At 41.1% G+C, this 15,248-nt stretch carries 11 protein-coding genes; 4 read left to right on the top strand and 7 right to left on the bottom strand.

Translation table 11 applies throughout. The annotated features are described in order from the left end of the window. Nucleotides 1-39: 39 nt before the first annotated feature. The 4 genes from M3630_RS20660 to brnQ form a co-directional block, all read right to left on the bottom strand. Nucleotides 40-2,346: a S9 family peptidase gene (locus tag M3630_RS20660; protein ID WP_173611089.1), complete on the bottom strand. Its 2,307-nt coding sequence runs from the start codon at nucleotides 2,344-2,346 to the stop codon at nucleotides 40-42. Between the two features lie 202 nt (nucleotides 2,347-2,548). Further along, on the bottom strand, nucleotides 2,549-4,141 hold the full coding sequence (locus M3630_RS20655; protein WP_237899457.1) for a sensor domain-containing diguanylate cyclase: 1,593 nt from the start codon (nucleotides 4,139-4,141) through the stop codon (nucleotides 2,549-2,551). 167 nt (nucleotides 4,142-4,308) lie between these two features. Beyond that, a complete protein-coding gene (locus M3630_RS20650; RefSeq protein WP_251253333.1) occupies nucleotides 4,309-4,764 on the bottom strand; it encodes a hypothetical protein in 456 nt (151 codons plus the stop codon). A gap of 202 nt (nucleotides 4,765-4,966) precedes the next feature. Continuing rightward, a complete protein-coding gene (gene brnQ, locus M3630_RS20645) occupies nucleotides 4,967-6,313 on the bottom strand; it encodes a branched-chain amino acid transport system II carrier protein (protein ID WP_251253332.1) in 1,347 nt (448 codons plus the stop codon). Between the two features lie 721 nt (nucleotides 6,314-7,034). Between brnQ and M3630_RS20640 the strand changes: the two genes are divergently transcribed. The 3 genes from M3630_RS20640 (at nucleotide 7,035) to M3630_RS20630 (ending at nucleotide 9,735) form a co-directional block, all read left to right on the top strand. Continuing rightward, nucleotides 7,035-8,513 (top strand): hypothetical protein, encoded by a 1,479-nt coding sequence (locus M3630_RS20640; RefSeq protein ID WP_251253331.1) that lies wholly within the window; start codon nucleotides 7,035-7,037, stop codon nucleotides 8,511-8,513. 185 nt (nucleotides 8,514-8,698) lie between these two features. Further along, nucleotides 8,699-9,115, top strand: a complete 417-nt coding sequence (locus tag M3630_RS20635; RefSeq protein WP_353057253.1) for a DUF6220 domain-containing protein — start codon at nucleotides 8,699-8,701, stop codon at nucleotides 9,113-9,115. Next, complete coding sequence (locus M3630_RS20630; RefSeq protein ID WP_251253329.1) at nucleotides 9,112-9,735, top strand: DUF2306 domain-containing protein; 624 nt, start codon at nucleotides 9,112-9,114, stop codon at nucleotides 9,733-9,735. Before M3630_RS20635 ends, M3630_RS20630 begins: the two co-directional genes overlap by 4 nt. Before the next feature lie 148 nt (nucleotides 9,736-9,883). On the opposite strand, the gene M3630_RS20625 is transcribed toward M3630_RS20630, so the two are convergent. After that, a complete protein-coding gene (locus M3630_RS20625; RefSeq protein WP_251253328.1) occupies nucleotides 9,884-10,528 on the bottom strand; it encodes a hypothetical protein in 645 nt (214 codons plus the stop codon). A 423-nt stretch (nucleotides 10,529-10,951) separates the two neighbouring features. On the opposite strand from M3630_RS20625, the gene M3630_RS20620 reads away from it, so the two are divergent. Continuing rightward, complete coding sequence (locus tag M3630_RS20620; RefSeq protein ID WP_251253327.1) at nucleotides 10,952-12,166, top strand: IS256 family transposase; 1,215 nt, start codon at nucleotides 10,952-10,954, stop codon at nucleotides 12,164-12,166. 300 nt (nucleotides 12,167-12,466) lie between these two features. Here the strand turns inward: M3630_RS20620 and M3630_RS20615 are convergent, their stop codons facing one another. Continuing rightward, on the bottom strand, nucleotides 12,467-13,243 hold the full coding sequence (locus tag M3630_RS20615; protein WP_251253326.1) for a PD-(D/E)XK nuclease domain-containing protein: 777 nt from the start codon (nucleotides 13,241-13,243) through the stop codon (nucleotides 12,467-12,469). Nucleotides 13,244-13,263: 20 nt separating this feature from the next. Beyond that, nucleotides 13,264-15,156, bottom strand: coding sequence for a winged helix-turn-helix domain-containing protein (locus M3630_RS20610; RefSeq protein ID WP_251253325.1), 1,893 nt, complete (start codon nucleotides 15,154-15,156; stop codon nucleotides 13,264-13,266). Between the last annotated feature and the right edge of the window lie 92 nt (nucleotides 15,157-15,248).

The following is a 15,248-nucleotide window of genomic DNA, read 5'->3' as shown; positions in this document are numbered from 1 at the left end:
GTGGCTTCTTCCCGGTACTCAGAAAACATTTTTCAGTTTTTATTCCTCACTGGCCTTTTTGTTGGCTACCTGATTCCCCCATGGAGGTTCTGCTCTCATCAAGTGCCGTACAAAATACTCCCATTTTCTGCGGATAAAGTACGGTTCCAAAGAAAATCCGTGATGTCGGTTGGGCAAAATCAACATGTCAAAATCTTTATCCGCTTTAATCAATGCATCCGCCATTCGAATTGTTTGGGAAGGATGCACATTTTCATCCATATCCCCACTCACCAACAAGAGCTTTCCTACCAGATTCGCTGCTAGACGAGCATTGTCTTGATCTCTGTACAAGACTGGATCATACAGCCCTTGATAACGCTCTGCCCATGCTGCTATATACAGCCGTTGATCATGATTCCCACTCGCGGAAACAGCAACCTTGTAACAGTCAGGAAATGAGAGCATGGCCCTTGTCGAAGCGTAACCTCCCCCTGACGATCCCCAGATACCTACCCGGTCAACATCCACAAATGGGTAGCGCTCTGCCAATTCCCTAACCGCTGTTACATGGTCAAGTAAGCCTCCTGCTTCCTCCAATTTTCCGTCTGAGATGTCATGGAACGCTTTCGAACGATAAGGTGTTCCCATTCCATCCAGGATCAATACGACAAAGCCCAATTGCGCCAATGATTGCCCACCCCCCAGCGGATCATGGCTTCGGCCGGGATCGAGTGCGAAAGCTTTTGGTGTATTGATGATCTGTGGTCCCCCGTAAATGTAATCGACAACCGGATATTTGCGGGAAGGATCAAACGGGAATGGGCGCAGCATCACCCCATAAAGATCGGTAACGCCGTCTCGTGCTTTGACGGTAATCCTTTCTGGAAATTGGTACCCCATCTCGAGCAGCATTTCCACATCAGCGTACTCCAATTCGCGAATCAAGCTACCATCTACCGAACGGAGAACAGTAACAGGCGGTAAATCAACTCGCGAAAATGTATCGACGAAATACTTCATAGTGGGAGAAAACACAACATCATGCTCTGCATCCTCTGGCGTCAGCAACGACAGACCAGTTCCATCCAGGCGAACACGATACAGATGTTGATAGTAAGGATCGCGCCCCTCTTCTAGCCCTCCTCCGGTGATATACACCCATCCCTGCTGCTCGTCCACTGCCATCAGCCTACGTACCGTCCAGGGACCCGATGTGATCGGATTGCGAATCTCTCCTGTTTTGCCATCGCAATGGTAGAGGTGGCTCCATCCATCACGCTCTGAATGCCAGATGAACGAACCGTCGGCCAATAATCGAATATTCGGATTGGAAGCTCCGAGATTATGCAGGTCTTGGTTCAAAAACGTATCGCTTTCTTCCCGCAGTAACGTGCAAACCTCACCGGAGCAAGCATCCGCTACGGAAAAATCGACAGAGCGGGCATCACGGGACATCCGGGTGATATAGATCTGTTTACTGTCGGATGACCATCCAGCCATTTGCATCCCCGGAGTGAGGGGTGAGACTGGACATGCCAGTAAAGGCTCGCTTTCAATCCGGACTGTGGTTCGCCTTTCCAGATGACAGATGACCAGCTCAGCCAAAGGTACGTGTTGATCGCCAACGAGTGGATAACGGTACGAGTGCAGTACCGGTCTGACTCCTTCCCCTTTCGGAACAGATTGGATCAGGTGCATCTCGCGCACCTTTCTTTGGTCAAGACGGTGGGTCAGCAGCATCTTGGAATCGGGTGACCAAATCACCACTGGAGGAGACTTACTGCCATTCAATCGCTCCGCCACTGTCGAGAGCCGACATTCAGGTTGGGTTCCGTAATCATAGTATGCCTTGCCGTCATGGGTTAGCCTGATACGCCTTCCGGTTTCGAGTGAACGAACATACAAGTTGTGATCATATACGAACGCCACCCATTTTCCATCTGGAGACGGCAGTTCATCCATCGACGGCTTTTTAAAATGATGTAAGGGCTTGCAGTTGTATTCCTGTAAATCACAGCTCCAAACAGTACCGCCCACCTCAAACTGGAATGCCGATCCACTCTGGGTAAACATAAGTTCCCCAAGTGGCAATGTTTCTGCATCATACGTTTTGCCTGCACTATCTGACAAACAGACAGCTAGTCGTTCGTGATCGAATGCTGGCTGACTCGTATTCTGTTCAGCATCTACGATCACATATTGCCTCCCAGTACCCTTTTCCAGACGTATTTCACGGATGTACCAGAACTGACTCCCGCTAATCCACCGCGGCCTGACAAAAGCATTGAATACGGCGTCATAATAATTGGTGGGATGCAAGCGTTTTGCCCTCTCATACTGTTCCCATGTGACAACATTCTCCATGTCAATCCCCCTCTTTCAAAGTGAGATACAAGAATCATGTGCTTCACATTTTTGAACAAAATTTTTCCTTATTTATCCATTTGCTACATGCATATGTAAAAAGCGAGATAATATATCTCCGAATTTGCTTTTTTAGCACCTGACACGTGATTTATTTTCAAAAAGAAAGAGGCGATCTCTCGCCTCTTCGCTCTAACATAGATTACTCCGCTTCCGCTATCATCGTTTGATTTCTACCTGATCTCTTCGCCTTGTACATAGCCTCGTCTGCTACATGTAGCAGATCTTCAGCAGTAACAGCATGAGAAGGATAGTGCGCAATGCCTAGTGACACGGTTAGCCGCTGTCCGATTGGGTTTGTACTTGTTTCTAAGGCTTGACGTATTCGTTCGGCCACCTGATAGGCCTCCTCCAAGCCAGCATGGGAAACAAGGACAACAAATTCCTCACCCCCAAAGCGACAGCTGACATCGTCAGGCCGAATTGAGGAAGAAATGATTTTCGCAAAATGCCTCAATACTTCATCTCCAGCCGGATGGCCATATGTGTCATTAATAGCTTTAAATCGATCAAGGTCCATCATCATAATAGAAAAAGGGATTTGCTCCGCCATCCATTTTTGCATGGTTTCCTCGAGCGTCCTTCGGTTCGTTAGCCCTGTCAAAGGATCTGTTCGAGCATCATGGGCCAATTGCTCCGTCTGCTTTTTGATATCGCTCAAGGCAAAGTGAATGGCACGAGATAACAGCTCGGCCTCCCGATTCCAATGCTGGCTACCCTCAGAGAGTTCCACCTCTTCTCTCCCGGCCTTACTCACAAGATTGGCCAAGGATACGAAAGGTTTCGCCACTTTGCGGGCAAGCCCGATCACAACTAACATTAATAATAAAAAGGGAGGCAACGTATACAACAACACGGATTGAATATCACGATTTAATTGTTCTTGAACAACACTGATAGGTGACACGACAACGACACCCCAGTCATTCGCCGGAACCTTTACGTAAGCGGCTAATACCGTCTGTCCCCTCAAGTTGACGATCTGTTCATAGCCGCTTTTCCCTTGAATCAGCTTGCGTACGGCTGGATTGGCACTGATATCCTCTCCGATCCGGTTTGGATCACGGTGGAACAACAAATGACCATCAGATCCTACGATGTAAAAAGAGGAACCTAGTTCGTCTGTTGGATTACTTCCAAAGATCGTATTCAAAATGTTATCCTCGTGAAGATAAATCGTTCCCCCGATAACCCCCCGGTAAATCCCATCTTTATCAAATATGGGTTCGCTCATCAATACAATGAGTCGCTTCGTACTTGATGTTACGTAAGGCTTGGAAATGTATGGCTTTTTTAAAGCTAATGCCGTTTTCGCCGTTTCCGTTTTAACATAGCTTCCTACTGTACCAATAGATCCGGGAGACACACTTTGAACACGCCCCGTTTCATCTACCACGGTAACCGAATTAAAATAGTTGTTTGTACGACGGATCAACTCAAGCTTGGAATATACCTCATCCGCATTCATCTCGTTCCGATTGGAAAAGATGCTTGCCGAATACTGTAAGCTACTGCGCATGGATTTAATCAAAGCATCTAGGGTATGACTCATTTTGATTGCACTCGTATGATTTAAGGTCAAAGTCGTGTTAATCAGTGCCTGTTTTTTGGATTGATAGAATGAGATAAGGAGGATGGTGACAGTCAAGACAACGGATAAAGAGACTAGTCCTGTTAAAAGTGTCACTAGACTAATCTTTTTCGGGCGGTTTGCTCTTTTTAGTAAGACAGGCATTGGATGCCCCCTTGTATTTGGCATATAGCTGTTAGGCAATAAATAAAAAATAGTCTAACACTTGATAATATTACTTTCAAGTATACAAGAAAGTTCAAGCAACGATCTTGGATTGGGGCCATAAAAAATCCACCTTTGTCAGGTGGTGGTTTGTATTACAACATTATCTAGGAGACCCGAAAGCTTTGTCTTCTCATCCACATCGTTGCAACCCACTTTTCCCCATGGATCACTTGTGCACCTGCATGCAAAGTGAACTCGTTTAATTCCTGATTCCTGTAAAAATATTCAAAGTAGACAGCCATGCCTTTCGTTGGGAAAACAGATATTTGAGAGATTCGCTTCTCGATCCTTGTAATCGTCTCCGTCTGCTCGCAGAACACCCCGCTGCTCGTCCGAATAGAATTGACTGAACGATCTTCGCCTATTTTTGAGCGTCGCAATCGTTCTCGAGAATGTTCGATTAGCTCATCGCATTCGTGATCACTAAGCACATTTCCTAACACGACAACCAGCGGTTCCTCATATTTGGCAAGAATTCGAATCTCTCGATCTTCTGTCTTGATCCTATTTCCGGTATGGTCAAATATCGTCCTTTCTTTCCCTGTCGTGTGCCCTATCATCCCTATGCACCCCATATATATGACATCCGTCGCAAAAAATAGAATACCATAAAATGGGTAAATCCAATCAACAAACTTTCGAAAAGCACAAATATTTTTAACTATAGAAAAAGCACCTTCATTATGAACAAAACCCGTCTCCTATATGGGAAGGGACGGGTTTGTAAATACTCTTCTAAGTGGCATCTGTGAAAAGCTATTTTCATGCCTCTTTTTGTTTTTGAACGTGGTACATATTCTTCCGGAAAACACTGATCATGTATCCGCAAACCCCACCTATTAGAGAAGGCAGCAGCCAGCCCAAACCTACGTCATACATTGGAAGGTACTGAGTAAAAAAATGATGGGCAAAACTGTTTTCGAGTCCAGCAGCCTTTAAGCCATCAAACAGACTAATCAGAAAAGTCAAAAGTAAACTTCCTTGATACACTTCTGGCCGGCCCTTGAATGCTTTGTGCAGAAACGTCATGAAGAGTAACGAGATCGCAATCGGATACATCGTCATTAAGATCGGAACGGAAACCTTAATGAGTTGCGTTAATCCAATATTGGCAACGAGTGTACTGAAAACAGACAAAATAACCGCGAATTTTTTGTAAGAGATCTTTGGAAACAAGGAATGAAAAAATGAAGAGCAGGCTGTAATAAGCCCTACGCTTGTAGTCAAGCATGCCACTGTAATCATTAATCCCAATAAAATGGCACCATAAGAACCAAAGTAGTAATTCGAAACTTTCGCCAAAACCTCAGCGCCATTTTCTAAGTGGCCCAACTTTTCTACACTAGAGGCACCCATAAAGGAAAGTGCGGTATAGAAAAGAGCGAGAAGTAAACCGGCTATCATTGTTGCTTTAGCACACGTAGCCAAAACTTGTTTTTTGGCAGTAACCCCTTTTTCTTTAATCGCATTCACAATGATCATTCCAAAAACAAAAGCGACAAGCGCATCCAATGTTAAATACCCTTCTTGAAAACCCTTGAAAAATACATGGGATGTGTAATCTGCTTGCGGGGCTTGAAGGGCTCCAATTGGATAAAGAATAGCCGTTACTGCAATAATTCCGATAAATGTCAATTTAATTGGAGTTAAGATTTTTCCGACTACATGGATAATTTTCATAGGATTGAGCGATAAGAAGCAGGCAATTGTGAAAAACACGATGGTAAATAGAATCAGCGGTGCCGAACCTGCCTGTTCTGATAGGAAAGGCTTTATCCCAATATCAAACGATACATTGCCTGATCTAGGTATCGCAAAAAACGGACCGATTGCTAGATACAGAACAACGGTGAATACCATTCCGAATACGGGATGCACGCGACTGGCTAAGGAACGCAAGTCGTCTACTCCCGAATAAACAAAGGCTGTGATTGCTAGCAAAGGCAACCCAACCCCTGTAACCAAAAAACCTGCATTGGCTATCCATACATTTGTTCCTGCTAATTGGCCAAGCATTGGTGGAAAAATTAAATTACCCGCTCCAAAAAACAAAGCAAATAACATGAATCCGATCGTAACTACAAAAGAAACTGGTGCTTTCTGTGACACAACAATCCTCCTAATTATTCTCTATCTCTCATTCTTACATGCTCATGCAGATGGCTGCTAACCCAACCCTCATTTATTCATTCTGATACTATACTCCAAATAAACATTCTTTTCAAACACATGATAACTCAAAGCACCGCTCGCAAGAGAAAGACACTCCGAGTAAAAAACAAATTTACATCCCTGATACAGTTTACTACAAGCACCCATATATCGCATCTGGAAGTACCTTCCCTAGAAAGCACCAAAAACTTTAAAAATATTTCAGAAAATATTTATTTTTCTTAACTTGAAATACATTGGCAATTTTCCTTATAATTACATTCAAACCTATTAGTTCCATTACTCTGGAAAGGAGGTGTAAACACATGAAAAAAGTCGTAAAAGTAGCAGTAAACAAGAATAAACAAGTGCAAGAAATGAAAGCGTTGAAATGGCGCGTAGTTGTTGATGTTTGCTTGTAAGAGAGCCAAAAGGCATGCATGCTTTCCATAAAATGATAAAAGTTAGGAAGGACGGGATTGCCCATGAAAAAGGTAGTGAAAGCACAACTTTCTAACAATCAAAACGTTCAAGAAATGAAATTGCTTTTCCATCCAATTATGACACTTGCGTGTAAAAAGTAATCAATTGTTCAAGAGCACCTCGTGTGCTCTTGAATTTTTTGTAGAAAGTTCTCGCTTTCCATGCAGTAAGCAAACATGACGGGATGGTGCAGATAATGAGTCAAGCGCATTTGTTGGAAAGATATCATCAGTTGAGAGAGCTTGCCGAGGACGCAGATGCATGGCTAGAATCAGAGATCGGTTCCGATCTTTGGGTGGATGGAATTAACGTATTTTTAACGGTATCAACAGAGGATTTTGTTGAGGGACTTGAGCGATTCGAGGGTAATTACGGATTTAAGAACGATGGAATTGTAAGCACTATACGTCAATTTCAACATTATTGTAGAGATGCATCTGCGGAAGGTGAATTCCCTTTATACCAGGCTCTAGCAGTTGGGATGACCTGGTTGAGCTTACAGCCTCAAATAAACGGCGGCTATTTCAACTTGCCCGTTCAAATTACCAATCACTCCATCGCTTTGTTGTTAAGCCCAACCTATTTAGCTGTTTGGGCACATAGTTACAATGAGGGGATTGGATTATACTTAGATTTACATTCGACGCTACCCACATTATTCCGACCGGAGCATGGACGGATTTATCAAAATGCAGGATCGTATTTGGAGGGAACGCACATCAAGTTTCCTTTTCAAAATTACTTCCACGAAATTGCTCATATCCTCTTCTTCCATGACGTCTATCAACGTGTGCTAGGGAGCGTAGAGGAATGTAGAAGCTACTGGACACATATCGAGGCATGCATTTACGGACTCGAGGAACAAGTGCTCGCTGAAATGATGGAAGTCCAACCAGATTTGCATGCCATCGATGATGGATTCGGAAGCAGTAAAGGTTTCGAGGAATTTATCTCTTATCGCTTTGGAATTCTTGGTGCTCAAGAAGATAGATCGATACCAAAAGACACAGTTCGAACGTACATCAAAAGAAGTATGCAATTAGGCGAAGCTAATGAAAACATCCCTGATAATGAGGTGAAAGCGAGGATTCTTGCTAGTCATAAACTAGATCAGGAACGTTTAGAAGAGCTCGATACTCACTGCAAGTCATTTGCTACGGCATTGCAGGTACATAGCTTGTGGGGAATCAAAAGCTATCGACGAAACTCGATTCCAGCGTTTCGTGAAGTGGTAGAGTTACGCTCTCCTGATGCGTACTGTCTGCAAAAACTCGAAGAATCTATGCGGCCAGATTCATGGGGGACATTAGAGGATTTGTTATCAAAAAATCCGTTCGATGAGATATGCTCGCAGACGAGGGAAAAGAATATTCAAGTTTGGAACTGGCGTGATACCCTGTCTCGTTTGGCAGAAATGCGCGGCTATTTGGCAAGCACCGATGAATCTGGTTACGGTGAGACCAATCAAGAGCTATTTCAGATAGCAAATCGCTTAGCTAGAGTCATTCACGAGGAGAAACAAAAAGAAGGCCCGAGAGAGCAGCATGAAAGCCAGTACGCGGATATGAAACGAGAAATTAGCGAAGCATTAAACCGATTGCCTAACGTGGAAGTACGCGACCATTTGCACAATCTTCTTTCCAAACCCTATTACTTTGTATTAGAACCCAATTAATAGCTGACGATGAGTCAAAGACCGGTGATATTTCCTATGCTGGTCTTTGTTTTTTTATGTAACGTATACATATCCCGCAATGGCATTCAGATTTTATCCTTTTTTTAGAAATCGTTTAGGGTTTGTTTTGAACTTGCGTTTAGGATGGGGGTAAGACAAATGATTCAGATGGGAGCGGTTTTTACATGCTTGAGATGAATAAAAAGATCCCCCTTCCCCCTCCTCGTGTAAAAATAGTGAGGTACATGTTTCTTGTCCTCGCATGGGTGTTTTTTGCTTTCCTTATTGTTCAGGTATCACTGGCAGGTCTTGGGCTGTTCGTCAACGGAGAACATTGGGAAATGCATAGAACCTTGGCTCAATATTTTGCACTGCTTCCAGTCGGCATGTTGGTTCTCTCTTTCCTTGGAAAGCTGCCCGTACATCTACGTTGGATTTGTCTCGGATTATACCTCATGATCGTTGCGCAGTTCCTTACCGTTATTTATTCCTCTCACTTAGGACTCCTCTCTGCGCTTCACCCGGTTATTGCCTTATTTCTCTTTTGGGGCTCTCTCACCACCGTAAAACATGCTCATAATGTAGGGAGGAAGAAGGCATGAGACTCCCAAAAATTTGGTGGGTGTTATTTCTTATATCTCTAGTGGTTATCGTTCCATTTATGTTTCCTTATTTAACCTTTGATCCTGCAAACAGTCGAATCACGATTATTCCCGGCACTGTTCAGTATCCTTTATTAGTTGCTCATATCGTTTCTGCTTTCATTGCTCTTCTCACTGGCTTTTTCCAGTTTGTCGATCGAATTCGCCTGAAGAACCCAAGGATACATCGTTTTCTTGGGAGAGTTTATGTGTACAGTGTGTTTATCAGCGGACTCCTCTCTTTAGCGAGTATCTTTTATGCAGAAGATTTCATGAAGGCAACAAGCTTCCTGATCTTATCTTTGGCTTGGCTGTTCACTTGCTGGAAAGGGTACCGTACCGCCATCAACAGGCAATATGAGGAACACCGAAAATGGATGATTCGCAGTTTTGGAATGACACTGGTTGCCGTAAGCGCGCGTCTGTTGGTGCCAGTATTACTCCTTCTGTATTTTATACTACACGGTTTTTCACTTCCGCATGGGATGGAAACGGTCATTGCAGAGGTATTGAATGTAAACATTTGGGCTGGGCTTATTCTTAATTTTGTTATTGTGGAGTGGGTTATATTGAAGAAATAGGCTTGCTTGGTCACGCAACATGAGCTTGGAGTGGTAGAGCAAAGAAGGACTGTCTCGATCGTTGAATCGGGACAGTCCTTTTTGTAGATCGGTATTCGTCAGACACGGCTTTTCACCCAGGAATCAGCAAACTAACGTGGAAAGTAACCTAGAAGTAAGAGTTCCGATGCAGACTGCGTTTGCTTTTTTCAAGTGTCTTGATCAGCAAATATTTTTGTACGCCCTTGGATTTGGCAATGGCTAGTTGACCGTATTGTTCTGCTTCTGCCATGTTTCCTTGGTGATAAGCCACTTCAGCATTGAGTAACAACTGGTAGATACGGTTTTTGATCGAGGAGCGGTGTTGGATGTAGGCATCTTGGTTGTTTTTTAGTAATGCTAAATGTGCGGAGTAATAGTGGCGATGCTCGATTGAATCAATCTTGCCGAGTGCTTTTTCTACTAGATCGTAGTTGCCGCGATGGAGTTCTACCACTATGGTGATGTAGGCGCGAAGTTTATCGGATGTAATTTTGGCTAGTTCTTTCTCGGCTTCCGCCTCGTTGTCGTGTAGATAGGCGTACAAGAAACGATAGTAGGGTTGTTTTGAATGTTTGACGTAGCGTTCAACTGTTTTCATGTTGGTGCTGAATTTAAAAATGTACAGGTCTTTGCCGATGAGAAGGACGAAAGCGATTATGAAAAAGGTGATCCATATGATTGGGGTAGGTTCTATGTCTAGGAAGAAAATCGTTAAGCCACCTGCGGCTCCGAGGAGGAGCATGGTTAGTAGGTTACGTAGAGTGGAAGACATGGTGGTGCTCCTTTGGTTTTGGGAGTATTCTTTTAGTTTAGCATAAGGGAAAGAGCCTGCATCTTGAAGTGCTAACGGGGTCACATCTCAAGCACTACACTTTTCAAAGTAAAAAAGCCAAAGAAAAACGAGCCTCTAGAAACGGACTCGTTTCGCTTACATATGCCCCCTTAAAAACTTAGATTCTCGAGTAATGACCACTTTTGCAGCAGTCTCTCATCAGGTGTCTTTTCCAAACAGTGTCATTTCCTTATTATGACTATCTAACACTCAACCATGAAGGAATAATACCACTAATTGAATGGTATTCAAATATTGTATTTTGGTGGAAACGGAAAATAGAACATTAGAGTCTGTAAAATATTCTGTGTAAACTCTCAACCTCTACACTACAATTAGTCTTAGAAAGGTTGGGAGATTTTTATGATGTCAAAAGAGCAGATCAATCAGTGGATCAAAGAGAAAAACATGAAATCTGTGGATGATGTACAATCAGCCTTAAAGGATTTGTTTGCTGAAACGATCCAAGAAATGCTTGAAGCAGAAATGGAGTCCTCTATTGGATATGAAAAGCATGACATGAAAAACAAGCGGACAACCAATAGCCGTAACGGTTATAGCAAAAAAACGGTTCGCTCCGAGTATGGCGAAGTTGGCATTCAAGTCCCTCGTGATCGGGAGGGTGAATTTGAGCCTGCCATCGTAAAGAAGCATCAATCCAATGTAACAGGGATCGAAGATCAAATCCTCGCAATGTATGCGAAGGGCGTATCAACACGTGATATTCAAGACCATCTGCAACAATTCTATGGCATCGACGTCTCACCAACACTCATTTCTAATGTTACAAACAAGATCGTTCCGCTAATTAAAGAGTGGCAAAATCGCCCCTTGCAATCGGTCTATGCCGTTGTTTTCTTAGACGCGATCCATTTTAAAGTAAGACAGGACGGGGCTATCGTCAACAAAGCTGCCTATATGGTCATTGGAATTGACCTTGACGGTCATAAAGATGTCCTTGGCATCTGGATTGGCGAGAACGAATCGGCTAAATTCTGGCTCCATGTACTCAATGAACTGAAAAACCGGGGTGTCCAGGATATTCTCATTACGAGTGTCGATAACCTCCGAGGCTTTACGGAGGCTATTTCAGCATGTTATCCAAAGACAGAGATTCAGAAGTGCGTCATCCATCAAATCCGTAACTCTATTAAATATGTCTCTTATAAGGATTTAAAGAAAGTTACAGCAGAATTAAAACCTATTTACAAGGCTCCAACGGAGCAAGCTGCTCTGGAAGAGCTCGATCAGTTTGAGCAAACTTGGGGGAGTAAATATCCTTTGATGGTTCGCTCCTGGCGGACGAACTGGGATGAGATTGCAACCTTCTTTAAATATCCGCCAGAGATTCGAAAGCTGATCTACACGACTAACGTTATTGAAAGTTACCATCGTCAACTTCGAAAAGTGACGAAGGGAAAAGCCATTTTTCCCACGGACGATTCCCTTCTAAAGATGCTATATCTCGTAACCATGGATGTCTTACGAAAATGGACTGGACGAGTCCACAATTGGGGACAGATTCTCATGAAGCTATCTGTTTTCTTTGAGGATCGCGTACGCCCGCACATCCGTTAACAAATAAAGAAAGGCTTCATCCCCGAAGGGATTGTCTTTTTCTACACCAACGTATCAAGGGTTCGCTTCGCCTTACGCCCTTGACCCTGTTGGCTCCGAAAAAGATGTCCCAATTAGGGGGATGAAACCTCTTCATATATCGGTTGATTGAGTTTACACAAAAATCTTGACAGACCCGAACATTATCTTGATTGAGTTTTAAAAACAATAACTAAAACACATTTTTTATCTGTGATCGCACCTATATCATTATTTTACCAGTAAAATTCCCTACCCATAAACTAGGAAATTTTAAAAATATTATTTGGGATATATATATACATCCACGTGCAAACCTTCAGAAGAAGTTTTTGATAAATCATTTTCCAAACCTTTAGGATTTACAATTTTACCCTCCGGATCATAAACGAAACAAATTAAATATTCACAATCGGGATGGTTATTATATGAAGCTATGTCTATAATAAGTTGCTCCCCAACTTCTTTATCAGTTAAATTTTTTCTTGTTTTTTTCACTTCAATTACAATCTTCTCATTCTTTAATAGGAAATCCATCCTCTTTGACCCACCTGCATAACTGGGTGTCCATTCCTCAGGTCGAACATCGTCAAAGTAAATTTTAAGTAGTGCGTGCAATAAATCCTGAACATCATACTCATCATTTATATCTAAGGTTGGTCTATTATTGTACCTACCTCTTAACTGTCGAGCTACATTGTGAAATTTTTCAAATAAATTCTTTAAGATTAATTTTGTGTCATTTTCAGTTTGGTAGATCCCTACCTCATCTTCTAATCTATGACTTAATTTCTTTGCTTTTGTTATAACCTCTTGATGTTTAGCAACTTCTGCAGGAGCCCCTCTTCCTGAAGCTCTTTGGCCACTTGGAACTTCAATAATAATGTCTAGTTCGCAAAAATGCCCTAGATCCCTTAATTTCATGAGTATGTCATTGTATTCTGCTAAATAATCATTGTAGGAAGAGTGGACTTTTTGGACATAATCCCATTGACTTTGTTCTATTAAAACTTTTAAATCTTTTAAATATGGTATTAGACTCGTTCTTTCTTGGTCCATTATTTACACACTCTCTTCCTTTAGTCAATGGAGTCTTCTGTAGCTTCTATTGCTTCTGTAGTTCCTACATCGTTCTTATCTTCTACCCCGTAATAATAGTTTTTATCTCCTGCATCTATTACATTTATTAAGTTATTTCTTAACAGCACTCTTGTTCCCCAAGAAGAAACCTTTTGTCTACTGCAACCTACAGCATCAGCTATATCTGATGCACTCATAGCTTCTTCTTCTGATAAAGCACTTATCAATCCTAAAATTTTTATCTCAACTTCAGTATAATTCCCTTCTGTTTTTGGCTTCTCTCTTAATACTAATTCTTCTAATTGTGTATCATCTTCAAAACAACGTTTAACTTTAAACCTCGCCACCTCTTCCTCATCATAAATTTTCCCACAAGAGTTACATTTAAAACTTCTTGTTTTTTCTTTAATAAAATACCCGTCATATTCATTTAATACCGTATCATAAACAAATCTAAAAGCTGTGAACTCATCTTTATCTTCAGCATATTTTATATTTTGCTCCATGCATATACTATAATCTAATGAATAAAGAACATATTTTCCACCATACTTAGAAGCTCTATCTTCTTCTAATATATGAAGTAAAAAATTTTCACAGAAGACATTTAGATATTCTTTTCTTATTGGATCAACTAACAAGTGACTAGCTGGTCTATCAGGATATTTTTCTTTTTCTGAAAGTGCCTTGCTAAGAATGTCATTCCACATCCCCATGTATAAGTAAGGAATTAATCTTTTTCTAATTCCTCCTTCGAATTGTTTAAAATACATTCTTCTCACGCTTCTAATTCCATAATTAATCTCTTGTATTCCAATCCTCTTATCAGATTCAACTCCACTTTGTGATTGATTCCATGCATGCTGTAAAATGAGACCTAACGTCCGTGGCACCCCAAGAGATTGCCTCGCTAACCTATTATAAAGGGTGCCTTTAGTAATTTTAAAAATATCCCCATATTTTAACTCTGGACAAAATATTTCAATTCTTTTTTCAACTATCAACTGAACGAAATCTTGCATTTTCTTTATAGCTGTAACTATTCCACCATATCGTTCTACAAAATCATTAAGGTCAAGTGAAATGGGAAATATATCACGACCAATAATAACTTTTTCACCAAAATTGTAGCGATCAGTAATCACACCAATTTTAAAAAACATGTTAACCTTTGATCCAAGGAATTTTTTAAACAAAATTGAAAAACTTTCTTGTTCTTTTGTGGACAAATCAGAAAATTCATCAATAAAAACATAAATTCTATCTATTTTAGCTCTTAAGCGAATTTCGTTAATTTTACTAAGAAAGTACTGAACATTAACTGGCTTATAATCTGTTTCAGATAGATTGTTTGCCCTCCTTGAGGTCTCTAAAGAAGAATTATTATTCATTCCAGTAATAAGGATGTTCTCAATATATTCCAAATCATTCAAGGGTAAGTTCCCCTTTTTAAACTGGTATAAATTTTCTCCGAATATCACCTCTAATTGTTTCCTAAGTAATTCTATTATTTGTCTAACAAAATTGATTTCTACTACATTATCTTCCAATTCTTGATTAAAAATTTCTCTTGATTTACTCAAATCAATGTAAATAGGTAAAACTTTCTCTTCACTAAAATAGAGACTCTCATCACCCGCGTTACTTGGAGATAATGTTTTTAAACACTCATAATAACCTCTTATTAATAAAGCAGTTTTTCCTGAACCTCTTCGTCCATTTATAAAATTATCTTGTTTTTGTAATAAGCTACTCACATTATTGTAAAAATCAACATAATATTTCTCCAAATTATGAAGTTGGTCTAATTGATCCAATGAAATATAATCTGCTCTTAAAATTGACTCAAATGCATTTTTTACCTTTTGGGACTGTCTTATTGTTAATGTCATTTAACTCACCTTTAATATTCATTTTTATTATAGAAAAACCTAATTCTTTATTAATACTAATTCTTCATGATTATGGACAACCGCATCAGTCC

Origin of the sequence: Brevibacillus sp. MER 51 (assembly GCF_023714195.1) — a bacterium.
Classification (GTDB): domain Bacteria; phylum Bacillota; class Bacilli; order Brevibacillales; family Brevibacillaceae; genus Brevibacillus.
This window is presented reverse-complemented; position numbering and strand designations above follow the sequence as displayed.

Coding starts and splice junctions, on each gene's coding strand:
- M3630_RS20635 (WP_353057253.1), top strand. CDS start 8,699: ATGCTTGAGATGAATAAAAAGATCCCCCTTCCCCCTCCTCGTGTAAAA.
- M3630_RS20615 (WP_251253326.1), bottom strand. CDS start 13,243: ATGGACCAAGAAAGAACGAGTCTAATACCATATTTAAAAGATTTAAAA.
- M3630_RS20660 (WP_173611089.1), bottom strand. CDS start 2,346: ATGGAGAATGTTGTCACATGGGAACAGTATGAGAGGGCAAAACGCTTG.
- M3630_RS20610 (WP_251253325.1), bottom strand. CDS start 15,156: ATGACATTAACAATAAGACAGTCCCAAAAGGTAAAAAATGCATTTGAG.
- M3630_RS20655 (WP_237899457.1), bottom strand. CDS start 4,141: ATGCCTGTCTTACTAAAAAGAGCAAACCGCCCGAAAAAGATTAGTCTA.
- M3630_RS20620 (WP_251253327.1), top strand. CDS start 10,952: ATGATGTCAAAAGAGCAGATCAATCAGTGGATCAAAGAGAAAAACATG.
- M3630_RS20625 (WP_251253328.1), bottom strand. CDS start 10,528: ATGTCTTCCACTCTACGTAACCTACTAACCATGCTCCTCCTCGGAGCC.
- M3630_RS20650 (WP_251253333.1), bottom strand. CDS start 4,764: ATGATAGGGCACACGACAGGGAAAGAAAGGACGATATTTGACCATACC.
- M3630_RS20640 (WP_251253331.1), top strand. CDS start 7,035: ATGAGTCAAGCGCATTTGTTGGAAAGATATCATCAGTTGAGAGAGCTT.
- M3630_RS20630 (WP_251253329.1), top strand. CDS start 9,112: ATGAGACTCCCAAAAATTTGGTGGGTGTTATTTCTTATATCTCTAGTG.